At 38.3% G+C, this 21102-nt stretch carries 30 protein-coding genes, 2 tRNA genes and 1 pseudogene; 21 read left to right on the top strand and 12 right to left on the bottom strand.

Translation table 11 applies throughout. From position 1 onward, the window contains the following. Positions 1–32 precede the first annotated feature (32 nt). Together ACWYN3_RS26960 and ACWYN3_RS26955 are read left to right on the top strand one after the other, a co-directional pair. Positions 33–1421, top strand: a complete 1389-nt coding sequence (locus tag ACWYN3_RS26960; protein WP_456217129.1) for an ATP-binding protein — start codon at positions 33–35, stop codon at positions 1419–1421. A gap of 43 nt (positions 1422–1464) precedes the next feature. Further along, positions 1465–1566 carry a hypothetical protein gene (locus ACWYN3_RS26955; protein ID WP_456217128.1) on the top strand — a complete coding sequence of 34 codons (102 nt, stop codon included), beginning with the start codon at positions 1465–1467 and terminating at the stop codon, positions 1564–1566. An 11-nt stretch (positions 1567–1577) separates the two neighbouring features. Here ACWYN3_RS26955 and ACWYN3_RS26950 read toward each other — a convergent pair whose 3' ends face one another. Together ACWYN3_RS26950 and ACWYN3_RS26945 are read right to left on the bottom strand one after the other, a co-directional pair. Then, positions 1578–1991, bottom strand: a complete 414-nt coding sequence (locus ACWYN3_RS26950; RefSeq protein ID WP_456217127.1) for a hypothetical protein — start codon at positions 1989–1991, stop codon at positions 1578–1580. 17 nt (positions 1992–2008) lie between these two features. Further along, entirely contained in the window at positions 2009–2485 is a 477-nt protein-coding gene (locus tag ACWYN3_RS26945; RefSeq protein WP_456217126.1) for a hypothetical protein, read from the bottom strand. Between the two features lie 217 nt (positions 2486–2702). Between ACWYN3_RS26945 and ACWYN3_RS26940 the strand changes: the two genes are divergently transcribed. Beyond that, positions 2703–3653, top strand: a complete 951-nt coding sequence (locus tag ACWYN3_RS26940) for a glycoside hydrolase family 10 protein (protein WP_456217125.1) — start codon at positions 2703–2705, stop codon at positions 3651–3653. Beyond that, on the top strand, positions 3608–4240 hold the full coding sequence (locus tag ACWYN3_RS26935) for a hypothetical protein (protein WP_456217124.1): 633 nt from the start codon (positions 3608–3610) through the stop codon (positions 4238–4240). Before ACWYN3_RS26940 ends, ACWYN3_RS26935 begins: the two co-directional genes overlap by 46 nt. A gap of 52 nt (positions 4241–4292) precedes the next feature. Here the strand turns inward: ACWYN3_RS26935 and ACWYN3_RS26930 are convergent, their stop codons facing one another. The 4 genes and pseudogenes from ACWYN3_RS26930 to nagB form a co-directional block, all read right to left on the bottom strand. Continuing rightward, positions 4293–4457, bottom strand: a complete 165-nt coding sequence (locus tag ACWYN3_RS26930) for a hypothetical protein (RefSeq protein WP_456217123.1) — start codon at positions 4455–4457, stop codon at positions 4293–4295. Between the two features lie 106 nt (positions 4458–4563). Further along, positions 4564–6468, bottom strand: coding sequence for a M16 family metallopeptidase (locus ACWYN3_RS26925; RefSeq protein WP_456223165.1), 1905 nt, complete (start codon positions 6466–6468; stop codon positions 4564–4566). 20 nt (positions 6469–6488) lie between these two features. Then, a complete protein-coding gene (locus ACWYN3_RS26920; protein WP_456217122.1) occupies positions 6489–7142 on the bottom strand; it encodes a M16 family metallopeptidase in 654 nt (217 codons plus the stop codon). 106 nt (positions 7143–7248) lie between these two features. Next, positions 7249–9170: pseudogene (gene nagB, locus ACWYN3_RS26915) on the bottom strand (glucosamine-6-phosphate deaminase). Positions 9171–10148: 978 nt separating this feature from the next. Here nagB and ACWYN3_RS26910 point away from each other — a divergent pair. The 4 genes from ACWYN3_RS26910 to ACWYN3_RS26895 are packed head-to-tail and all read left to right on the top strand — an operon-like array spanning position 10149 to position 12110. After that, on the top strand, positions 10149–10364 hold the full coding sequence (locus ACWYN3_RS26910; protein WP_456217121.1) for a hypothetical protein: 216 nt from the start codon (positions 10149–10151) through the stop codon (positions 10362–10364). 45 nt (positions 10365–10409) lie between these two features. After that, positions 10410–10649: a hypothetical protein gene (locus ACWYN3_RS26905; RefSeq protein WP_456217120.1), complete on the top strand. Its 240-nt coding sequence runs from the start codon at positions 10410–10412 to the stop codon at positions 10647–10649. Continuing rightward, positions 10598–11617, top strand: coding sequence for a S41 family peptidase (locus tag ACWYN3_RS26900; protein WP_456223164.1), 1020 nt, complete (start codon positions 10598–10600; stop codon positions 11615–11617). Before ACWYN3_RS26905 ends, ACWYN3_RS26900 begins: the two co-directional genes overlap by 52 nt. A 4-nt stretch (positions 11618–11621) precedes the next feature. Beyond that, the gene (locus ACWYN3_RS26895; RefSeq protein ID WP_456217119.1) at positions 11622–12110 is read left to right on the top strand and encodes a hypothetical protein; all 489 of its coding nucleotides are present in this window, start codon (positions 11622–11624) and stop codon (positions 12108–12110) included. Here the strand turns inward: ACWYN3_RS26895 and ACWYN3_RS26890 are convergent. The 3 genes from ACWYN3_RS26890 to ACWYN3_RS26880 form a co-directional block, all read right to left on the bottom strand. Further along, entirely contained in the window at positions 12107–12436 is a 330-nt protein-coding gene (locus ACWYN3_RS26890; RefSeq protein WP_456217118.1) for a 2Fe-2S iron-sulfur cluster-binding protein, read from the bottom strand. The two genes, ACWYN3_RS26895 and ACWYN3_RS26890, sit on opposite strands and share 4 nt — an antisense overlap. Before the next feature lie 133 nt (positions 12437–12569). Then, positions 12570–13154: an NAD(P)/FAD-dependent oxidoreductase gene (locus ACWYN3_RS26885; RefSeq protein WP_456217117.1), complete on the bottom strand. Its 585-nt coding sequence runs from the start codon at positions 13152–13154 to the stop codon at positions 12570–12572. 25 nt (positions 13155–13179) lie between these two features. Next, on the bottom strand, positions 13180–13461 hold the full coding sequence (locus ACWYN3_RS26880; RefSeq protein ID WP_456217116.1) for an NAD(P)/FAD-dependent oxidoreductase: 282 nt from the start codon (positions 13459–13461) through the stop codon (positions 13180–13182). 203 nt (positions 13462–13664) lie between these two features. On the opposite strand from ACWYN3_RS26880, the gene ACWYN3_RS26875 reads away from it, so the two are divergent. From ACWYN3_RS26875 to ACWYN3_RS26835, 9 genes are all read left to right on the top strand, one after another. After that, a complete protein-coding gene (locus ACWYN3_RS26875; RefSeq protein WP_456217115.1) occupies positions 13665–14171 on the top strand; it encodes a UDP-2,3-diacylglucosamine diphosphatase in 507 nt (168 codons plus the stop codon). Next, a complete protein-coding gene (locus ACWYN3_RS26870) occupies positions 14171–14419 on the top strand; it encodes a hypothetical protein (protein ID WP_456217114.1) in 249 nt (82 codons plus the stop codon). Before ACWYN3_RS26875 ends, ACWYN3_RS26870 begins: the two co-directional genes overlap by 1 nt. Positions 14420–14698: 279 nt before the next feature. After that, positions 14699–15772, top strand: a complete 1074-nt coding sequence (gene prfA / locus ACWYN3_RS26865; RefSeq protein WP_456217113.1) for a peptide chain release factor 1 — start codon at positions 14699–14701, stop codon at positions 15770–15772. 88 nt (positions 15773–15860) lie between these two features. Then, positions 15861–15934, top strand: a tRNA-Asp gene (locus tag ACWYN3_RS26860). Positions 15935–16061: 127 nt separating this feature from the next. Next, positions 16062–16592, top strand: a complete 531-nt coding sequence (locus ACWYN3_RS26855) for a hypothetical protein (RefSeq protein WP_456217112.1) — start codon at positions 16062–16064, stop codon at positions 16590–16592. Continuing rightward, the gene (locus tag ACWYN3_RS26850) at positions 16580–16738 is read left to right on the top strand and encodes a hypothetical protein (RefSeq protein WP_456217111.1); all 159 of its coding nucleotides are present in this window, start codon (positions 16580–16582) and stop codon (positions 16736–16738) included. The genes ACWYN3_RS26855 and ACWYN3_RS26850 overlap by 13 nt, the downstream gene beginning before the upstream one ends. Continuing rightward, the gene (locus ACWYN3_RS26845; RefSeq protein ID WP_456217110.1) at positions 16735–17112 is read left to right on the top strand and encodes a hypothetical protein; all 378 of its coding nucleotides are present in this window, start codon (positions 16735–16737) and stop codon (positions 17110–17112) included. Before ACWYN3_RS26850 ends, ACWYN3_RS26845 begins: the two co-directional genes overlap by 4 nt. After that, complete coding sequence (locus ACWYN3_RS26840; protein ID WP_456217109.1) at positions 17057–17533, top strand: hypothetical protein; 477 nt, start codon at positions 17057–17059, stop codon at positions 17531–17533. The genes ACWYN3_RS26845 and ACWYN3_RS26840 overlap by 56 nt, the downstream gene beginning before the upstream one ends. A 141-nt stretch (positions 17534–17674) precedes the next feature. Further along, positions 17675–17748, top strand: a tRNA-Asp gene (locus ACWYN3_RS26835). 73 nt (positions 17749–17821) lie between these two features. On the opposite strand, the gene ACWYN3_RS26830 is transcribed toward ACWYN3_RS26835, so the two are convergent. Both ACWYN3_RS26830 and ACWYN3_RS26825 read right to left on the bottom strand, forming a co-directional pair. Further along, entirely contained in the window at positions 17822–18166 is a 345-nt protein-coding gene (locus ACWYN3_RS26830) for a S24 family peptidase (protein WP_456217108.1), read from the bottom strand. Continuing rightward, entirely contained in the window at positions 18129–18518 is a 390-nt protein-coding gene (locus tag ACWYN3_RS26825; protein ID WP_456217107.1) for a helix-turn-helix domain-containing protein, read from the bottom strand. The genes ACWYN3_RS26830 and ACWYN3_RS26825 overlap by 38 nt, the downstream gene beginning before the upstream one ends. A 307-nt stretch (positions 18519–18825) precedes the next feature. On the opposite strand from ACWYN3_RS26825, the gene ACWYN3_RS26820 reads away from it, so the two are divergent. Further along, positions 18826–19038, top strand: a complete 213-nt coding sequence (locus tag ACWYN3_RS26820; RefSeq protein ID WP_456217106.1) for a hypothetical protein — start codon at positions 18826–18828, stop codon at positions 19036–19038. A gap of 127 nt (positions 19039–19165) precedes the next feature. Further along, positions 19166–19288 carry a hypothetical protein gene (locus ACWYN3_RS26815; protein ID WP_456217105.1) on the top strand — a complete coding sequence of 41 codons (123 nt, stop codon included), beginning with the start codon at positions 19166–19168 and terminating at the stop codon, positions 19286–19288. Between the two features lie 113 nt (positions 19289–19401). Here the strand turns inward: ACWYN3_RS26815 and ACWYN3_RS26810 are convergent, their stop codons facing one another. After that, on the bottom strand, positions 19402–19542 hold the full coding sequence (locus ACWYN3_RS26810) for a hypothetical protein (RefSeq protein ID WP_456217104.1): 141 nt from the start codon (positions 19540–19542) through the stop codon (positions 19402–19404). Positions 19543–20124: 582 nt separating this feature from the next. Here ACWYN3_RS26810 and ACWYN3_RS26805 point away from each other — a divergent pair. Together ACWYN3_RS26805 and ACWYN3_RS26800 are read left to right on the top strand one after the other, a co-directional pair. Continuing rightward, positions 20125–20622 carry a TIGR02594 family protein gene (locus tag ACWYN3_RS26805; protein ID WP_456217103.1) on the top strand — a complete coding sequence of 166 codons (498 nt, stop codon included), beginning with the start codon at positions 20125–20127 and terminating at the stop codon, positions 20620–20622. A gap of 55 nt (positions 20623–20677) precedes the next feature. Next, entirely contained in the window at positions 20678–20980 is a 303-nt protein-coding gene (locus ACWYN3_RS26800) for a hypothetical protein (protein ID WP_456217102.1), read from the top strand. Positions 20981–21102: the final 122 nt, after the last annotated feature.

Here is a 21102-nt window from a genome sequence, read left to right as displayed (position 1 = left end):
ATGTTTATTATTTTTTTTCTGCGGCTTTATATGTGCTGATATGGCTATTAAAGAATATTGATAAGAGCTGGGGAGGAGGGTTTAATATCAACCGGTCTTTAATGATCAATGCAAATAAGATCTTATACAAAACGCGGATACAATTATCTATCGTACTTTCTGTCGTGGCTACCTTATTGATCGTTGGATGGTCTACTTTCTTTTATATCAGAGATGAGTACAGGAAACAACAGGAAGATTTTATCAGAGAAAAAATAAGAAAAGTGCAACTTTCTTATGAGAAGCAGATTTTTGGAAGTGGTGTGCCAGAAGCCACAGATATGGCTGTGATTAACTTCAACCAGTTTGCGGATATCAATTCAGCTTATTTAAACCTGTTTGATACTGATGGGAATCTTTTATTCACCTCATTGCCCAAGATGTATGATTATGGGATTATAGGGACTAAAATGGAGCCTAAGGCCTATATTTATCTCAAGCAGCTTCAGCGATCAGAATATTCCAATCCTCAGGAGAAGATAGGTGAGTTCAAATATTCATCCGCCTATGCGCCTATCCGTAATGCTCAAAATCAGACAGTAGCTTATATAGGCTTGCCTTATTACGGTAACGAGGCAGATTATCAATCAAAAATAGGATTGTTCATTAATACGCTGATTAATATTTATGCACTTGTTTTTGTAGCCATTGGTATCCTTGCGGTCTTCCTTGCAAATCAGATTACAAGCCCCCTGACTTTCATTCAGGAAAGTATTAAAAAGACAAAGCTGGGACAAAAAAATCAACCTATTCTCTGGTCGCGCCACGATGAGATTGGCTCATTAATCAAAGAATATAATAAGATGATTGCTGCACTGGAAGAAAGTGCAGTCAAACTAGCGAAGTCTGAAAGAGAGAGTGCGTGGCGTGAAATGGCTAAGCAGGTTGCGCATGAGATTAAAAATCCACTTACCCCTTTAAAACTAGGCGTACAACTGCTGGAGAAATCATGGAAAGAAAAAGACCCTAACTTTGAACAGAAGTTTGAACGTTTTTACAGGTCTTTCGTAGAGCAGATTGATAGTTTAGCAACAATTGCTTCCGAATTTTCAAACTTTGCAAAAATGCCAGATACAAAGCTGGAAAAATTAAAGCTTATCCCAATTATTGAGCAAACAAGAGATGTTTTTGTAAACACCAGAAATGTTGAAATATATATATCCAATCTGACCAATAAAGAGGTGCTCATTCAAGGCGATAAAGATCAGATGCTGCGTTCATTCAATAACCTGATGAAGAATGCGATAGAGGCCGCGAATCAGAAAGAGAAATGTATGATTTTTATTAAAATCACTAATGATTCGGACTATGTGTGGGTTGAGGTAGAGGATAATGGAAAGGGTATTGATCAGGAACTGCAGCCAAAAAAAATTTGTCCCTAATTTCACCACTAAATCTTCCGGGACCGGATTGGGCCTTGCCTTTGTGAAACAGGCAGTAGAGAATGCTGGTGGAACGATAGACTTTAAATCAGTGGAAGATACCGGAACTACATTTTATCTGAGTTTCCCGCTGGTTCAGGATTAATTTGTCTGGAACTATTTCAATGTAATAGCAGCTTTTCCCATTGTAAAGCCGTTTGCATAAAGCAGGATAGAATAAGTCCCTTTAACAAATGGCCTTGGGTTTACCCATTCAATAGTATAAGCGGTATCATCATTGTTATAAGAAATAGTGATCATATCACTGAACTGCATTTCCTGTCCATCTGCTTCAAACATATTTTGTTCATTTGCAATCAGGTTTCCGGAAGGATCAAAAACGCGGATATATATCTTATGATAGTCTTTGGCTGCGAGTTGATTAGGAATGATATTAAAATAGGTTACGAGTTTTTTTGCTGTGGAAGCTCTGGTTACTTCTACGTTTTTACCGCTGTTTTTCACCTTGAAGGCTAATAAGTTCACGTTAAATGCTTTTAGAGCTGCACCGCTTTTTACTTTAGCGCTCAACTCTGAATTCTTCTTCTCTAAGGCATGAGCTTTAGCAGATACATAAGTAACTGATTTAACCAGGCTGTCTCTTTCTGCTTTAAGAAAGTATTTTCTTTCTCTACACGAGAGAAATCTTCTTTGTAATCGGCTAAAAATGATCTTAATTTTTTTAGCTCATTTTGTGCAGTAATAAGTTCTGTCTGGGTTACCTGTCCTCTCTGTAAAGACTGTTTTAATGCTGAAATTTTGGCTCTTGCCAGCGCTTGTTCTTTTTGAAGTTTATCAGTTAGGGCAACATTCATCGTGTTCACCTTATCAAATTCTACTTCTATTTTCTCCACCTCAAGTTTTAATCTTTCTTTTTCAGTATTCGTAGTGACAAAGCGTTCTTTTTCATGCTTATCTTTGAAATACAGAAAAGCATTCGTGCCCAGTAAGGCAGCGATTACTACGATTAAAAAATATATTTTATTACGGTCTCCTTTATTTATGGGATCTTTTCGGTCTAACATTTGAAATCAAAAATTGAAGTTTCTTTGTCGAATTGTTTAGCTGCTGATTGATAAAAAAAAACGAACATAGGATAAAAAAAATAATTTGTGGAAAAAAAAAATGCTTGAAATTGTATGAGACCTTAAAAAAAATCGTTTAATTGCTGACGTTGGCGATAAATGTTTCGTATGCTGTCCCCAAATTGATGTTAAGTTTAAACTACCAAAAGAACCAATAATGCTGAAAAAGATTGTTTTTGCAATTCTAACAACTTTAATTACCCCAATTTTTATTTACGCACAAACACCAGCAAAAATTGCTCCAAAAAGGGAGTTTAGAGGGGTCTGGGTTGCAACCGTTGCTAATATTGACTGGCCATCAAGACCAGGACTGAGTACAGATGAACAAAAGCAGGAGCTGATTGCATTAATTGACCAGCATAAAAGAAATGGAATGAATGCCATTTTATTACAAGTAAGACCTGCAGCGGATGCATTTTACCGCAAATCAAGAGAACCCTGGAGCCAATGGCTGATGGGAAAACAAGGAATCGCACCTGGCCCGGGTTATGACCCCCTGGAATTTGCAATTACGGAAGCCCATTCCCGTGGAATGGAATTACATGCATGGTTTAACCCATATCGTGCAAGTATGGGGGCAAATACTGTCTTCAGTGAAGATCATATGGTCAGAAAAAGGCCAGACTTGTTTTTCACGTATGGAGGGAAAAAACAATTTGATCCCGGACTGCCAGAGGTAAGAGAATATATTGTTCAGGTAATTCTGGATGTCGTTAAAGGATATGATGTGGATGGTATTCATTTTGATGATTACTTCTATCCTTATCCTATTGCTGGTCAGCGTATCAATGATGGTGCTACTTTTAATAAATATCCAAATGGATTTACTAATCTGAATGACTGGAGAAGAAACAATGTTGATTTGCTGATTAAGCAACTGGATGACAGTATTCACCACTATAAAAAGTATGTAAAGTTTGGGATCAGTCCTTTTGGAATATGGAAAAATAGTAAGGAAGATCCCCAGGGTTCAGAAACTCATGGGCTTTCCAATTATACAGAATTATATGCAGATTCAAGAAAATGGGTTAAGAAGGCTGGGTTGACTATATCAATCCTCAGGTGTATTTCAGTTTTACTAGAAAGGCCGCGCCATTTGACACTTTAGTAGACTGGTGGAGTAATAATACTTATGGCAGACACCTTTATATCGGACAGGCTGCTTATCTGATGAATCAGCGTATGGAGGCCGCATGGCGGGATCCAAGTCAGATCCCTGATCAGATCAGGTATATGAGGGAGAATAACCGTGTTCAGGGAAGTGTGTTCTTTAGTTCCAAATCATTTTCTACAGTGGCAAGGGCAACGGGAGATTCTTTAAGAAATGATTTATACAAATATCCTGCTCTTCCGCCGCAAATGCCGTGGCTGGATGAAATTGTACCGAATATACCACAGGGCTTAAGTGCTGAGGCTGTTGGGGTAGGGGTGCAACTTAAATGGGCTGCTCCATTAAAAGCAGAAGATGGAGAAACCGCTTCTGGTTATGTGATTTACCGGTTTGAGGAAGGAGAAAGAATCAGAATCAGCGTCGTAAACCCGAAAAACATTATAAAGATCAGTTTCGAAAATGTAACTTCCTTTTTAGACACGAGCGTAACGAAGGGAAAAAGATATAATTATTTAGTGACTGCGCTGGACAGGCTAAAGAACGAGAGTGACCCGGGCGGTCCGGTAGGAGTAGAAACCAAATAAAAAAAAGCGGACATGAATCAATCATGTCCGCTTTTTTGATAACAAAATGTTTTTATTGCTGTGGCATTAAGACAAGTCTGATATAGTTGTCCTGCTTTAAATACTTTTGTGCAGTAGTTTTAGAAGACTCAACCGTTACTTCATCCAGTCTTTGTTTTTCTGTCAGTAACTGATTTAAATTATCACCATATTTTAGCCTGGTAGTCAGATAGCCCAACCAGTAACCGTTATTGCGAAGATTTAATTCCTGCTGACGCTGTTCTTCAGATTTGAACTTAATGATATCCTGTGCCGTTGCTCCATTGGTTCTAATACTTTTTACTTCATCTAATGCTGCGGCTATAGTTTTTTTCTACATTTGCAGGTGCACAGCTGAAAGAGATGACAAAATAATAATGTGCGTTTGGATACTTACTGACACTCAGCGAAACTCCCGGAGAATAAACTCCACTTTCTTTTTCACGTAGTCTTTCCAGTATTTTAATTTCTAAAGCACTGTTCAGTGCATCGAGCTGTACATTATTTGCTGCTGTATAATCATAGTCTCCGTGGATATATAGCTGGACACTGGCTTTATCTTCTAATCCTTTATGAACAGTTTTACTAATGGTGCCATTTGGCGTGCGTGCTCCTAAGTCCACGAAATCAGTTTTCTTATTCAGTGCAGGCAGACCTGCAATATAAGTCTCTATAAGGGGTTTAATTGTGTTCAGGTCAAAGTTACCTACAAATATAAAGGTTTGTTCTCCAAGGTCAGCAAAACGGCCTTTATAGAAATCAAAAGCCTTGTCCAGAGAGATTTTGTCCAGGTCAGACAGTGTATAAGGCATGCTCCTTTTGTTATAAGAAGAAAGAACTGCTTGTACGGTATCTGCAAAAACACTTTCAGGCTCGGCATTTTTATTCTCCAGGCTTACCTTTGCATCACTGATCCACTTCTTGAAAATTTCAGTGTCTTTACGTGGGTTCAGGGCAGATGCCACAACCATTTGTAAGGCATTTTCCAAATCTTTAGGAGAAGCACTTCCGCTAAACCCCTGGTACAATTCGCCAAGATAAGCACTCGCACTACCTGTATTTCCTGCAAGTAATCTGTTTAATTGTGAAGGATTGAAATCTCCCAAGCCACTTTGCGGGATGATCCCGGCGTTGTCAGCAGATTGATAATCTGCTGGATTTGCTAAAGAAGTTCCCCCTTTGGAAAATGAACTGAAGAGAATCTGGTCATTTTTGAAATCCGTTGGTTTCAACAAAACTTTAATCCCATTACTTAGCGTCCACTCTGTTACGCCTATGTCCTCGAATTTCTTTTCTGCGGTTACTTTACCAGCTACTGGCGGCTGCGCTAAAAGAGGCTTGTTCACTGTATTATCCACATAAGGTTTCAGATTTTTTCCTGCATTGGTAAAGACAGCAAGTAGCTGGGGTTTGGTCGGCAGGTTCGCCTTTTCCTTTTCGGGAGCCTGTACGATTATAATTTGATTGTCTTTTGTAATCAGCGTTTTTGCCAGTGCATTAACTTCTGCCAGTGTAATCGTCTTTAAATTTTGTTTCGTATCGGCATAATTGAAATCAATTGATCCTATAGCAGATCCCGTAAGGAAATGACTCAGATATTCACCCATAAAAGCACCTGACGAAGTTTTGTCTTTCTCTTTGAGTAAAATTTCATTCCCGGCCTCAATGTTTTTCTTAACGACATCAAGTTCTGATTGCAGGAACCCAAATCTTACGGCTCTTTCACTTTCGGCAATTGCTGCAGTAAGGGCATGTTCCAGTTCTTTACCTGATTTGGCCCCAACTGTGGTTTGAAAAGCATTGATCTCGGGCACAAGCCCTCCCTGATAACCACCAAATGAACTTTGAGCAAATAAAAATGGAGCATTGTCCTTCTCCATGATCTCCTGAAAGCGTGCAGATAACATGGAGTTAATCATGCTGTACACAATGTTTTTCCTCTGGTCTGCAGTAGTTTTTAAAATATTTCCGCGTTGTTTCCAGGTTACTGAGGCAATATTGTACTGCTGTTCAGGATCAGTAATAATTTTAACAAGCGGGGTTTTGTTGTCAGGAAGATCATATTTTAATCTCTCCCTTTCTTTGACAGGGTTTTTTAAGTCAGAGAAGTTTGCTATAATTAATTTTTCAACTTCATTCACGTCAAAATCTCCTACAGCAATGACAGCCTGTAAATCAGGTCTGTACCAGTCTGCATAAAAATTCCTGATCTTATCGTGTGTAAAGGTTTTTAATAAATCAACTTTTCCAATAGGAATGCGATTTTCATAGCGGGAATCTTTGAGTAAGATAGGGAGCAGTTGTTTTCTGATTCTCTCTCTCCCGAATTCTTGCCGCTTTGGCGGTCCTCTTCGATAATTACGCCTCGTTCTCTATCTATCTCGTCTGATTCCATGCTGATTTTTCCCGCCCAGTTGGCGAGGATTTTAAAGCCGGTTTTAAAGAGTTCTGCACTGTCTGTAGGAATTGGCAGCTGGTAAACTGTCTGGTCAAAAGAGGTATAGGCATTTAAGTCAGCTCCAAAACGCACACCTGCCTTTTGCAGATAATTAATAATCTCATTTTTAGGGAAATCTTTAGTGCCGTTAAAAGCCATGTGTTCTGTAAAATGTGCTAGCCCTCGCTGGTCATCATTTTCCATTAAAGAGCCTATGCGATTGGCCAGATAAAGCTCAGCCCTGTTTTTAGGCTCTGTGTTTTTCCTGATATAATAGGTAAGTCCATTTGGAAGTTTGCCGATTTTAACTGCCGGGTCATTAGGAATCAGTTTTCCAGCTTGTTGGACAGTGGATTTGTGTGCGGTAGTTTTTTGTTGTCCTGATACTGGGTTGTTAATTGCAGCAAGTACAGTTAATCCGATTATCGGGATGATATTTTTATACATATGGGTTTAATTTAAGCGCCTGTTTAAGAAACGTTCAAAAACCTTATGTTAATATAGTTTTTGAATGATTTCTTAAACAGGCGCTAAGCTTGTAAATAAAATAATTTTAGAATTTCCAGCGGACGAAAGCTTCCATAGCTTCGTATTCTGCTAATCCTAAGTCGTCATATGCTCTTGCCGTTTCGCGGTTTCTATCCTCGGCGCGCTCCCAGAATTCTCTGGCATCATCGCCCGGAAATACTGCTCGGTCTTTTTGTGACTGATGTTTGAAAATGGCATATTTCTTTTTCAGCAATTCCTGAGGACTAAGTGGAACTGCCATTTCAATTTCGTGTGTATCGAATTCCTGCCATGCGCCACGGTACATCCATAACCAGCAATCCTTTGCCCATTCTTCTGTTTTTCGCAGACGGTTCATAGCCTCAATGATTATATTAAAGCAAACCAGGTGTGTACCATGCGGATCTTCAAAATCTCCGGCAGCAAAGATCTGCTCGGGTTTAACTTTTTGTAATAAATCCATCGTCATTTCGACATCCAGATTAGTTACCGGGTTCTTTTTGTTTTTACCGCTTTCATAAAAAGGCAGCGCCATAAAATGGATATGGTCATCTTCAAGACCACAATAGCGTGCTCCTGCTATGGCTTCACCTTTTCTGATCAATCCTTTTACAGACTGGATTTCTGGTGTATCTACCTGATTAGGCTGTTTTTCCGCAATAAAGGCGCGCATGTTCTGATAAATATCTTTCAGCTCCTTTTGATCTAATCCCATTTTCTCTGCAAAGTCAATGCTGAATTCTACGAATCTTAAAGCATCGTCATCCCATACAGCTGTATTACCCGAAGTCTGGTAAGCAACATGAACATCGTGCTGCTGATCTACGAGGCGGATAAAAGTACCACCCATTGAAATTACATCATCATCCGGATGCGGAGAGAAAATAACGACCCTTTTTTTAGCCGGTTTTGCTCTTTCGGGACGCTGAGAGTCATCTGCATTTGGCTTTCCTCCTGGCCATCCGGTTATTGTATGTTGTAGTTTATTGAATATATGAATGTTGATATTATAGACAGGCCCTCTCTCAATGGCTAGCTGTGCCATACCATGATTATTGAAATCATCTTCGGTAAGTTTTAGAATTGGCTTTTTCAAGGTGTTGGCCAGCCAGATTACGGCTTTTCTAATTAACTTATCTTCCCAAACACAATCTTTAACAAGCCATGGAGTATCAAAACGGGTAAGTGATGAAGCTGCGTCTTTATCCAGAATAAATTCTACATGATCAGAAAGTTGTAAATAAGTAGCAGGTACTTCACTTGAAATTTCTCCTTCAACAGCCTTTTTGATAATAGAAGCTTTCTTTTGGCTCCATGCCATCAATATGATTTCACGCGCTTTGAAGATAGTTCCGATTCCCATCGTAATTGCTTTTGAAGGGGACAAAAGATTTACCACCGAAGTCTCTTGCTGCATCTCTTCTGGTCAGATCATCGAGTGTAACCAGGCGGGTTCCTGAATTTGGTGCAGAACCTGGCTCGTTAAAACCAATGTGTCCTGTACGTCCAATTCCGAGAATTTGAATGTCAAGACCGCCAAGCTCACCAATTTTGCGTTCATATTCCAGACAGAATGCCGGAATAGCCTCAAGACTTAATGTACCATCAGGAATATTGATATTTTCTTTAGGGATATCAATGTGATCAAATAAATGCTCTTTCATAAAAGTCACATAACTCTGTGCAGCATCAGGCTGCATTGGATAATATTCATCCAGGTTGAAAGTGATGACATTACTGAAGCTAAGATTTTCTTCTTTGTGTAAACGAACAAGCTCTGCGTATACGGCAACTGGTGTAGCACCTGTTGCAAGGCCTATAATTGCCTTTTGCTTCTTTTCTTGTTTGTCTCTTATGAGATTGGCGATACGCTGCGCAACGTTAAGGGGATGCTGTTGCTGGATTATCAAATACTGAAACAGGGAGTTTTTCAAAACGTGTTTCTTCCAAAAGATTTAATCTTGCCATTTTTAGTATGGAGTTTTTGAGGATTTAAGGAAGACGTAAATATAAAAAAGATTTCGAGTCTTCGATTAAAAAAGGGGATAACATGTTTTGTGACCGCATTCATATAGAATGAATGATGTCACAAAACATGTTATCCCCTTTTTTAACTCATCCTATTGGGGGTGTGCTGGTTGGCGCTTTATTTAGATGGTGCCTTAATTTTAGAAGAAGCTTTTAGATATTGTTGTTTAGAAGAAACCATAGATTTTAAATTTCAGGAGAAACTTTAGTTGTTGTTTTTAGAAGGGGCTTTTAGATATTGTTGTTTCAGAAGGAACCGTAGATTTTAAATTTCAGGAGGAACTTTAGTTGTTGTTATTTAGAAGAAGCTTTTAGATATTGTTGTTTAGAAGAAACCATAGATTTTAAATTTCAGGAGAAACTTTAGTTGTTGTTATTTAGAAGAAGCTTTTAGATATTGTTGTTTCAGAAGAAACCATAGATTTTAAATTTCAGGAGAAACTTTAGTTGTTGTTATTTAGAAGAAGCTTTTAGATATTGTTGTTTCAGAAGGAACCGTAGATTTTAAATTTCAGGAGAAACTTTAGTTGTTGTTTTTAGAAGGGGCTTTTAGATATTGTTGTTTCAGAAGGAACCGTAGATTTTAAATTTCAGGAGGAACTTTAGTTGTTGTTATTTAGAAGAAGCTTTTAGATATTGTTGTTTCAGAAGGAACCGTAGATTTTAAATTTCAGGAGGAACTTTAGTTGTTGTTATTTAGAAGAAGCTTTTAGATATTGTTGTTTCAGAAGGAACCGTAGATTTTAGATTTCAGGAGAAACTTTAGTTGTTGTTTTTTTAGAAGGGGCTTTTAGATATTGTTGTTTCAGAAGAAACCATAGATTTTAAATTTCAGAGGGAACCTTAGTTGTTGTTTTTAGATGGGGCTTTAGATGTTTTTTTTTTTTTTTTTCATATTTTTGCAGGAAAGAATATATTATGGCAAGCTTTACATTCACTCCTGAAACAGCAGAAAGAGTTAAAATCAAAGTTCTTAGAAAATACAGAGATTTGGCTAAAGAGAATTTGGTATTTGCGCCTGGCCAGGAAGATCAGTTGGTTAATCAATTAACGGCTTTGTTGAAAAGGGATGTCAGATATGTAGAATTTACGATTAATAAAGCACTTGCTGATCCTAACGGAAACAGGTTGTAAGGTAAGTTGCATGTAAACTCATCCTCTTAAATAATTTGCATGCTCATGAAACGAAATAAGTTTGCACTCCTGTTTGCTCTTATTGCATTTGCGTCCTTCACCTGGTCTTTCAAGGAGGATCTATTCCTGGTGTCTAAAAACCTGGATATTTTCGCATCTCTGTACAAAGAGATTAGCGTCAATTATGTTGATGAGACCAATCCTACTGATTTAATGAAAAATGGTATCGATGCCTGCTGGAAACGCTGGATCCTTACACTACTTATATTCCTGAATCTGAGATAGAAGAATATAAGCTGAAATATGTGAGTACACAGTTTGGTGGAATTGGTGCAAGTACTGTTTTTATAGAAGGAAAGCTTTTCGTGAATGAAGTGAGCTCAGGTTATCCCGCATTTAAAATGGGTATTCAGCCCGGAGACCAGATTGTAAAGATCAATGGGGTTGAAGTAAAGGGAAAAGAACGTATAGAGGTAAGCCGCTTACTTCGTGGTCCGCGTGGCTCTGCTGTAGACCTGCTGATTGTCAGAGAGGGAACAGTTATTCAAAAACAACTGGTAAGAGATGAAATCAAACAGCCTAATGTTTCTTATTCGGGGATGATAGGCGATATTGCTTATATCCGTTTAGATAAATTCCTGGAGAATTCTGCACAGGAAGTACAGGATGCGGCTGTTGAACTGAATAAACAGCATCCAAAAGGGATGATACTTGATTTAAGATATAATGGTGGTGGAGGTATTTTGCAGGAAGCTGTAAAAATCGTCAATCTTTTTGTTAATAAAGATTTGGTTGTTGTTACCCAAAAAGGACGTAATCCTGAAAAAACCATCAATTATAAAACCAGTAATCTGCCATTATTTCCAGACCTGCCTCTGGCTGTGCTAATTAATGGATCTTCAGCATCGGCCTCCGAAATAGTAGCTGGAGCATTACAGGATCTGGATAGGGGCGTTATTATCGGACAACGGAGTTATGGTAAGGGATTGGTTCAGCAGACCTTTAATTTGCCTTATAACAGCCTTGTTAAAGTTACCGTGGCAAAATATTTTACCCCGTCTGGCAGATGTATACAAGCTGTGGATTATGCGCATAAAAATGCAGAAGGAAAAAATGTGAAAATAGCTGATTCTCTGATTGCTAAGTATAAAACCAGAACAGGCAGAAGCGTATATAACGGAAGCGGTGTTTATCCTGATGTGGAAGTCGGAGCTACAAAGCTGAGCCCTATTACAAATCTCTCTGATCAGTAAAAGTATGTTTTTCGATTTTGCTAATGCCTATAAGAAGAAACATGCTGCAATAAGTCCGGCAACTGAATTTCAGTTATCTGATGAAGACTATTTGGCGTTTGCAAGTTCATTGGATGGTAAAGACTATGCTTATGTCTCTACAACAGAAAGACTGCTTTCAGATCTTAGGGCTGAGGCCGAAAAGGAGCAGAAGCTTGATGTGGTTAAAAAAGATCTTGAAGCATTAAAAGCTAAGATGCTCATTGCTAAAAAAACCGAAGTGCTCACGCATAAAGCGGAGATCAAAAGGATATTGGAAACACAGATTGTGAGCAGATATTATTTTGAGAAAGGTAAAGTAATGCAAGCATTCCAGTATGATAAAGAGCTTGAAGCAGCAAAATCACTACTTGGCAATACCACTAAAATGCTTGCAATATTAAAAGGTGAGGGTACTTATAAAACTATAGGTGATCCTGTGAAAATAATAGCAGGAACAAGTGATAGTAATTAGTTAACTCCGTGTAATTTAACGACTAGTCCGTCCATGTCATGACTTAACTGTAACTGGCATGCTAATCTTGAGTTAGGTAAAAGATCAGGTAAAGTATCCAGCATAGCATATTCGTCATCTGTCATTTCCTTTAATTTTTCTTCACCCTCTAAAACATCTACACAGCAGGTCGCACATAAAGCCATACCTCCGCAGGTAGCCAAAATGTCGTACTCACAGGCTTTCAGATATTCCATCAGACTTAACCCCATATCAACAGGGGCTTCCAGTGAAGTCAAAGTACCATCAGGATTCTGAACGTGTACGGTAATATTATTTTCTTCCATTATTTAAAATTCTGCTACTCCGTTAACTGTAGTATATTTCATAGTGTATTTAACACCGGGATTCATGTACTGGTAAGCACTGTGACTCATTAATGCAGCTTCGTGGAATCCACAAAGGATTAGTTTTAATTTGTTAGTATAAGTGTTGATATCGCCAATTGCCAATTGCATAAATACCTGGGATATTCGTAGAATAATCATCAGTATTTACTTCAATCGCACTTTTATGAATGTTCAGGTTCCATTGCTCAATAGGGCCTAATTTTGGACTTAAACCAAAAAGAGGAATCAGGTGATCGGCAGGGATAATTGTTTTTTCCAGGCTGCGGTTATGTACTAGTTCTACATTTTCCAGTTTACCATGTCCTGATACAGAATTCAGATTGCTGTTTAATACCAGGTTGATTTTTCCGCTTTCAGCAAGTTCCATTACTTTATTCACTGAATCCGGAGCGCCACGGAAGCTTTCACTACGGTGAACAAGTGTTAATTCTTCTACAATATCAGCCAGGAAAATAGTCCAGTCTAATGCAGAGTCACCACCACCGGCAATTACCATTTTTTGTCCCCTGTATTGTTCAGGATCTAAAATCATATAGTTTACACCACGTCCGTTTTCGAATTGTTCTAATCCGGCAACAGCAGGTTTACGAGGTTCGAAACATCCTAAATCCCCAGCAGCAATTACAACTACTTTGGCTTCTATCTTTGTACCCATATTCGTCGTCAGAACGAAATCGCCTTCACCGCGTTTTTTCTAATCCTTCAATACGTTCACCTAAAGTATAACCAGGGTGAAAAGGTTTAGCTTGTTCTACCAGGTTATCAACTAGTTCCTGAGCTAATACGCTCGGATAACCAGGGATATCATATATTGGTTTTTTAGGATAAATCTCAGAGAGCTGACCTCCAACCTGAGGTAAGTAATCAATTAAATGACAACGCATTTTAAGCAAACCTGCTTCGAAAATAGCAAACAAACCTACGGGTCCGGCGCCAATAATGGCTATATCTGTAGAAATCATGTATTTAAATTTGTTGCGAATTTACGAAATTTGTTTGTAATGATTCTCGATTGTCTGCATTTGATGTAAAATTGAGGCTGATTTGACAAAGTTGACCAATCTAGTGGGGTATGTATTCATTTTATCATATAGTTAAGGCCGATTGTCTGTAAAAAATATTTTTGAACATGAATGATAAAATGGTTGACTATCTTTGAATATTGATGAAAAAGAACATATATTTTGCCTCTGATTTTCATTTAGGGTCACCAAATCATACCACAAGCCGTCTTCGCGAAGACAGAATTGTACGCTGGCTTACTTCAATTGAACCGACTTGTTCAGAGTTGTTTTTAATGGGTGATATTTTTGATTTTTGGTTTGAGTATAAAACAGTTGTGCCTAAGGGTTATATCCGGTTACTAGGGAAGCTGGCTTCCATGTCTGATGCCGGTGTTAAAATCTATTTTTTTAAAGGAAACCACGACATGTGGGTCGATGATTATTTTACCAAAGAAATGGGCATAGAAATAATTAGTGATGAGCTGGTTATCCATAGGGGAGGGAAGAGTTTTTATCTGCATCATGGAGATGGACTAGGGCCTGGAGATGCCAATTATAGAATTCTAAGAAAGATTTTTAGAAATCCAGTTTGCCGCTGGTTATTTTCAGACTTCCACCCAGAATTGGTTTGGGCATCGCCACTGGCTGGTCCGGTCATAGCCGTATAGTGAATACTGCTTCAGAAGAAGTCTTTCTGGGCGAAGATAAAGAATGGCTTGCCGTTTATTCACGGGATGTACTGAAAAAGCAGCATTATGATTACTTCATTTATGGGCACCGTCACTTACCAATGATCGTTGATCTGGGTAACAATAGTAAATATTATAATATAGGGGAGTGGTTTGGATTTAATTCTTATGCTGTTTTTGATGGCGAAGAGTTGAGTTTGAAGTACTTTGAAAAGACTGGGGATTAAATGTGTAATTAAAAATCAATGACATATTTCAATGAAACCATCATGTGAAGCAGAGCATAAACCGATTGAACAAAAACTAAGTAGCACATGATAGCTTCATTACCATTAAAAATCAATGACATATTTCAATGAAAAACCTTATTTTTGTAATCCTATAAATACCAATTGCTTCAGTATACCCTTCTGATATGCTATTCCCGGTAATTAACACTGGATATTAGCTACGTTAACGTTGTTGAAAGGGTCGGAGCAATTATTTATTTGCTGAATAAAAATATTATGTTAGAGAAATTAGAAGCTATAAAAATTCGCTGGGAAGATGTCGAAGAGCAGCTGACCAATCCTGATACGATGCAGGATATGAAACGTTTTGCCCAGTTAAATAAAGAATATAAAGACCTTACCAAGATTGTAAATGAATACCTGGTTTACAAGAATGTAATGAGCAATATTGACGCAAACAAAGAAATCCTGCTTACAGAGAAGGACGCTGAAATGCGTGAAATGGCTAAAGAAGAACTGGATTTACTGTTAAAACAGCAGGAGGAAATTGAAGAACGCGTTCGTTTGATGCTGATTCCTGTAGATCCTGAGGATTCTAAAAATGCAGTATTCGAGATCAGAGGTGGTACTGGTGGTGATGAAGCCGCTTTATTTGCTGGTGATTTATTTAGAATGTATACTACTCGTTTTGAGCAAAAACGTTGGAAAGTTGAAGTTGTGGATGTTACCGAAGGTACAGCAGGCGGATACAAAGAGGTGATTATGAAAGTTACCGGAGAAGATGTATACGGACAATTGAAGTATGAGTCGGGTGTACACCGTGTACAGCGTGTGCCTGACACAGAAACTCAGGGTAGGGTACATACTTCAGCTGCTTCTGTAGCTGTATTGCCTGAAGCCGAGGAAATAGATTTCTACTTAAACCCTGCTGATATCGATCTTCAAACTTCCCGCTCAGGTGGTGCTGGTGGACAGAACGTAAATAAGGTTGAGACTAAAGTACAGCTGACGCATAGACCATCAGGTATGGTTGTTGTTTGTCAGCAGGAACGCTCACAGTTAGGTAACAGAGAGATTGCGATGGAGATGTTACGTAGTAAGCTATATGATATCGAATTGCAGAAACGTAATGGAGATATCGCTTCGAGACGTAAAACTATGGTATCTACAGGAGACCGTTCAGCTAAGATCAGAACTTACAACTATCCTCAGGGAAGGGTAACAGATCACCGTATCGGGTTGACTTTATATAACCTGAATGGTGTGATGGACGGAGGAGTACAAGAGCTTATTGATGCATTACAGTTCGCTGAGAATGCAGAGAAGATGAAAGAAGGCTCTGTAGCTTAATGAGTTGTGTTTTTTGTCTAAAATAATTGAAATATTAATTTGGGAATGTGATTATAGTTCCTATATTCGCATTCCCAAATGGGAAAACGGACCGGTAGTTCAGCTGGTTAGAATGCCGCCCTGTCACGGCGGAGGTCGCGGGTTCGAGTCCCGTCCGGTCCGCTTAATTTAGATTAAAATAAAAAAAAGTTATCTTTAGATAACAGGCTTTTTTTTTTTTATTGCTCTTCGTTATTGTGATTTGGTTAAACTAATTTCATTAAATTGCACTTGACATAAACGCTCATATATGAAAACAATAGCCTTCTCCTTAGGTCTCTGCTTATCTATCCAATTCATTTACGCGCAAACAAACCAGATTGGTGTTAATGGCAGTGTAGGTATTGGAATTACTAACCCTATTGGCAAATTACAAGTTGTCAATACAGAAGAGGATTCCAATGGTACAACTTTCATACTAGGGAATGCGAATGGCCCCAATTTGCGTATGGGATATAATATAGATTATAATTGGATACAGTCGCATGGAGGAAGACCACTGCATATTAATGATTTGGGTAATGATCTTATTCTTAATTCCACGGCCTGGAATGTCGGAATAGGCACCATTACTCCTAAGGAGAAACTTTCTGTTAATGGTAATATTCGTGCTCGTGAAATTAGAGTAGAAACTACGGAATGGCCTGATTATGTATTTAAAGAAGTATATCAGCCAATGTCATTATCGGACCTTGAAGTTTATATTAAAAAAACAATCATTTGCCTGACTTTCCATCTGCGCAGCAGGTTGAAACTGATGGTGTCGAATTGGGTAATCTAAATAAAGCATTGCTCAAACATCAGGAAGAGCTTACGTTACATCTTATTGAACAGAATAAGAAAATAGAAATCCTGATGCAATTAATAAAACAACAACAAGTTGATATTGACAGGCTAAAATCCGGGAATTCTAAGTCCTTACAATGAAAAGAACAATCATACTTTTAATTATTCCAATACTATTTCTTGTCTCGTGTCAGAACGGGTCAGAAAAAGAAGGGAAATCAAATAAAAAATACATGTTTACTGTTAAAAAGCAGACAAAAACTGCTGATACAGTTGCCAATGATACTGCGAAAAAGTTTATCGATGTTGGTTTTACCGTGCCGCTAAAAATAACGACCCCCATCAAGCTGAAGCAATATCTTAAAGACTCTATCAATTACGTGGAGGAAATTGATTTTACCGGGGATAAAATCCCTGACTTTATCTGTAAAATGAAGCTTGATTCTACAGGAGTTGGTGATGAATATTGGGTTTCGTCCAATTTTAAGAAGATCAAAAAGCTTCAATATTATTGATGGGTTTCATTACCGTTGGTTTATCAATCTGGACAATGACCCGGAGCCTGAAATTTATGAAGCGATAGGTGATGAAGATGGGGCTGATTATACTTTTGTGGACCAGAATTTAAAGACGGGGAAGGATAAAACACTGCTTTATGTTAATCCTGTTATTATAGAGAACGATAAAAAATACTGGGGATATCCATGGGATATTAAAGATTTCCTGGCAAGAACAGATGGTAAAACGGTTGAATTATTTTGCTCTTTAAAGCATTCAATAACCAGGGATGGAAACGAAACTGCCCTTCCTCCTGGCCAAAAGCAGATGCCTGTTCTGTTTTTCAAGGGGCATCCTACGCAAAAAGGAGAGCAGAAAGGGCTGAAAAACGAAGAGTGGTTGAGCTTAACTGAAATTATTAGCAGAACGAAAAAATAATAGTTCCTCATTTTCAGTTAATTAGGAGAGATGTTTAAAATTGAAGACTTTTTAAAATGGTTTTTTTTTAATTAATTAACGTATATTTGCAGTCCGGAAAACAACCAAACAGTATTTATGCTGAGTTGTCGTAAGGAAAACGGACCGGTAGTTCAGCTGGTTAGAATGCCGCCCTGTCACGGCGGAGGTCGCGGGTTCGAGTCCCGTCCGGTCCGCAATATAAATAGCAAAATATTCAAAAGCCTGTTATCATCCGATAACAGGCTTTTTTTTGCTGTTCATTTTTTTCTATAGTTGTGAATTTATCCTGATTGATGCTTTGACCATTGCAAGAGCCTTGATCGCATGAAGTGGAAATTCAATCGACTGATGATGCTGGTTCTGAGAAACAAATTTTACAAATCCTTCTTTTTCAGATCTCTGCAAGTATTTTGTGAAAAAGAACTCATCGCCATTATGTTCAATATACGTCAGGTACATTTCTCCCCAAATGATGTTATGTGCAATATCCTTGATCTCTTTATACATCACAATATCTCCCGATTTCAACAAAGGATACATACTGTCGCCTGTGATATATAATGCGCCATCGCATTTAGGAAGTTTTGGAATACGTATATAGTCTATCGGCACTTGTTTGAGCCGGTTTTTTTTTTCCAAGTAATTCGATGACACCTGCACTAGCCTGTACATCATAAAGTGGAATATTTTGTGTGTCCATTAGCATATCTGTCCTTAGTTTTCTAACACTAACTTCCTGTCCTTCATTCTTAAGCATCTCTCCCTGACCAGTCAGTAACCAGTTTGCATCGATATCAGCACATTTTGTGACTATCAATTCATAATCAATGGTGTTTCTACTGTGCCAGTTAGATAGCGTATTAGGCTTTATATCTAAGTAACGCGCAAATTCTGCGTCGTTTTTGAAGTTGTAATGCGATTTTATCTGGCTAAGGATCTGTGATTTACCTGAGATCTCCCTCATATTGTGAATATTTATTTGTATTTAAACACATATTGTGTGTATGTTTGTTCTGACAAGAAAGACAAGCTACACAATATGCAAAAGTAAATAAAAAAAGAATAAGTGCAACTATCAGGTTATAAACGAACTGATGCAGAATTATAAGAGGGGTATCAGGTAAGCCTGAATAGTGGCCGGAATTGAAAATTATCACAAAAAGATGAGGTGATGCAAAATTTTGATCACAAATTGAGATATTCTTTCAGGTTTGCACTCAATCTGTAAACGATTTAACCCAATTGAAATATAAATTATTAAACATTAAGCTATGAATAACTCAATGAACAATATGATTGCTTATTATGCTGAGAGCGAAGTAAAAGTAATCAACGAATACCATCCTCATTTCTGCGCAACAGGCAGGGTTATAGGCGGAGAAAATACTATTTACGGTTTTGGTCTTAAAATTAAGCGGTTCGATACACAGGAACAATTTTATGTATATGATACAAATCACTTGAAAATTATTAAAAGAAAATAATATGGAAATCATGAGAATTAATTCTTTTTATTAAATCATGCTCCAAGGAGCGCTCTTAACCTAATTATATTGATGGCAGCAACAATTTATATCTAGAAATCAAGCTGTTAAAGACTATTTTGACGAATTGGTAAAACAGAAACCCGAATGGCGCCTGGATGCGCTGGAAGAAAAAACAGCGTCTAAATTTTACATCAGTCCACGTACTGTAAGGGCAATTTTAAAGGGTGAAGGTAATTACGCCAGTTAAATAGTCTATAATACCCTCCTGGCGCCTGTTTTACATTCACCCTTCGAAGGCTGTAAAACAGGCTTTTTGTTTAAGAGCAGGTAAATCCCAGTCCCGTTCTGATTGGCTATTGTTTAAAAATACCAATCATCGAAACCTTCTTCCATTAAAGTGTTTTCTTCTGTGAAGCGAGATTCCTTCACCTTTACCCGGTCGTTTTCAAAATAACGTCTGGCCTCGTTCAGAGAACCCGTTTCATCTTCTGTTTTAAGCAAGTCGAAGACCTCCGGATCAGATCCGTCATCCTCCTCATCCCTGTTTAATTCATGTCTGATTTCAGGCTGGCTGTTGCTGTTCCATCATAATGGTGCTTTTAACCAGGTCATTTGCCTGATTCTTTTTCTTGTTTTTTAAGATCAAATCGTTCATATCAAATACTTTATAAAGACAAATCTCTATGAAAAATAAGGTTAAAAAAAAGTGATGATCAATGCTTGTATCTGTCTGATACAAAAAATGTTATGAAAGTTACAATGCCTGATTGCCGATTTTTTTAGCCCTGAAAAATGCTACACCTTTGTCATTGTAAGGACGACAAAATATCAGATGCCGCACAAATTCAGCTGAGGTTTACAAGCCTGAAAATTCATCAGTAATAAACCTGTGAATCAGAAACATTCGTGCACTCAGACTAATGTTTTAAGCTATCATTTGTATGATTGATCGTTACTTCAAAATTTTGGAAGCCGGTAAACGGAGTCTAGTTAATAGGGTTAATTAAACAGGTTCAAATGGCGGGGAGGCTTAGTGCCACCCGCATAACCCTATCCTGATTATAAACAATAAATAAAAGAGAGATGAAAGCACTACCACAAAAATTTACATGGCTTGACAGTTTCAAATCTCCACGAATATGGGTGGAGGCCCGCAAGCATTATGGCTTGCTGGAGATTCCCGGCAAAGACAGTAACCCAAACATTTTAGTATGGGCTAAAGAAGCTGGCGTTTCTGGCTGGTACACAAATGATGACATTCCATGGTGTGGGTTGTTTGTAGGAATCTGTGTTTTGCGAGCCGGATATCAGACAGTTGGGAGTAAGCTGTTGGCAGCATTGGAATGGTCGAAATGGGGAGTTGAGGTCCAAAAAGGAAAAGAGGCGTTCAATGACATTCTGGTCTTTAAACGCCCTGGAGGTGGCCATGTGGGGTTTTACTGCGGAGAGAATGAAAAAGCATTTTTGGTCTATGGGGGCAACCAAAGTAATGCCGTTGGTCTGGCTTGGATTGATAAAACCAGGCTAGTAGCCTGCAGAAGACCGGCCTTCAAAAACAAACCTGAAACTGTCAATAAATAAGGCTTACCGACAGCCGAGCATTTTCAGAAAATGAAGTTTAAAAATCACATAGCCATTGGAAAATATACAAGAAAGTTTGGAGAAGATCTCTTTGAAGGAGATTGCACAGACCCCCTTTGCTTATGCACTTTATGTGGTTACGCTGGTTCTGGTCAGTGTGATTGTGACCGAGCGGTTTGATGCAAGCACGGCAAAGGAGGATTACTCAAGAAAGGTCGAACAGCTTGAAGACATGGTGAAAGCTGAAAGGAAAGAGAAAGACGAGGTTTTTAAGGCCTATTTAATAGAACGGTCGGCGAACCTCCAAATACAAAAGACAGTTGACAGCACTGCTATAAGCAGATATAAGTACCGGTAAACCGAACCCTATAAACTCAAAATACAACAACCTATAATTTACGCTGATGAAACCCTTAAAAACAAATTCGTTCTGATGAAAACAAAAGGCTTACAACTGGCATTAATTGCCGCAGTTTCCTT

Source organism: Pedobacter sp. NJ-S-72 (genome assembly GCF_053890575.1).
Note: the sequence above shows the minus strand (reverse complement) of the source record. Positions and strands in the feature narration are given on the sequence as shown.

Bases quoted from the DNA above. Each gene is read 5' to 3' on its own strand.
- ACWYN3_RS26945 (WP_456217126.1), bottom strand. From the start codon at position 2,485: ATGTTAGACCGAAAAGATCCCATAAATAAAGGAGACCGTAATAAAATA.
- ACWYN3_RS26940 (WP_456217125.1), top strand. From the start codon at position 2,703: ATGCTGAAAAAGATTGTTTTTGCAATTCTAACAACTTTAATTACCCCA.
- ACWYN3_RS26920 (WP_456217122.1), bottom strand. From the start codon at position 7,142: ATGTATAAAAATATCATCCCGATAATCGGATTAACTGTACTTGCTGCA.
- ACWYN3_RS26910 (WP_456217121.1), top strand. From the start codon at position 10,149: ATGGCAAGCTTTACATTCACTCCTGAAACAGCAGAAAGAGTTAAAATC.
- ACWYN3_RS26905 (WP_456217120.1), top strand. From the start codon at position 10,410: ATGAAACGAAATAAGTTTGCACTCCTGTTTGCTCTTATTGCATTTGCG.
- ACWYN3_RS26895 (WP_456217119.1), top strand. From the start codon at position 11,622: ATGTTTTTCGATTTTGCTAATGCCTATAAGAAGAAACATGCTGCAATA.
- ACWYN3_RS26890 (WP_456217118.1), bottom strand. From the start codon at position 12,436: ATGGAAGAAAATAATATTACCGTACACGTTCAGAATCCTGATGGTACT.
- ACWYN3_RS26885 (WP_456217117.1), bottom strand. From the start codon at position 13,154: ATGGGTACAAAGATAGAAGCCAAAGTAGTTGTAATTGCTGCTGGGGAT.
- ACWYN3_RS26880 (WP_456217116.1), bottom strand. From the start codon at position 13,461: ATGATTTCTACAGATATAGCCATTATTGGCGCCGGACCCGTAGGTTTG.
- ACWYN3_RS26875 (WP_456217115.1), top strand. From the start codon at position 13,665: ATGAAAAAGAACATATATTTTGCCTCTGATTTTCATTTAGGGTCACCA.
- prfA (WP_456217113.1), top strand. From the start codon at position 14,699: ATGTTAGAGAAATTAGAAGCTATAAAAATTCGCTGGGAAGATGTCGAA.
- ACWYN3_RS26855 (WP_456217112.1), top strand. From the start codon at position 16,062: ATGAAAACAATAGCCTTCTCCTTAGGTCTCTGCTTATCTATCCAATTC.
- ACWYN3_RS26845 (WP_456217110.1), top strand. From the start codon at position 16,735: ATGAAAAGAACAATCATACTTTTAATTATTCCAATACTATTTCTTGTC.
- ACWYN3_RS26840 (WP_456217109.1), top strand. From the start codon at position 17,057: ATGAATATTGGGTTTCGTCCAATTTTAAGAAGATCAAAAAGCTTCAAT.
- ACWYN3_RS26825 (WP_456217107.1), bottom strand. From the start codon at position 18,518: ATGAGGGAGATCTCAGGTAAATCACAGATCCTTAGCCAGATAAAATCG.
- ACWYN3_RS26820 (WP_456217106.1), top strand. From the start codon at position 18,826: ATGAATAACTCAATGAACAATATGATTGCTTATTATGCTGAGAGCGAA.
- ACWYN3_RS26805 (WP_456217103.1), top strand. From the start codon at position 20,125: ATGAAAGCACTACCACAAAAATTTACATGGCTTGACAGTTTCAAATCT.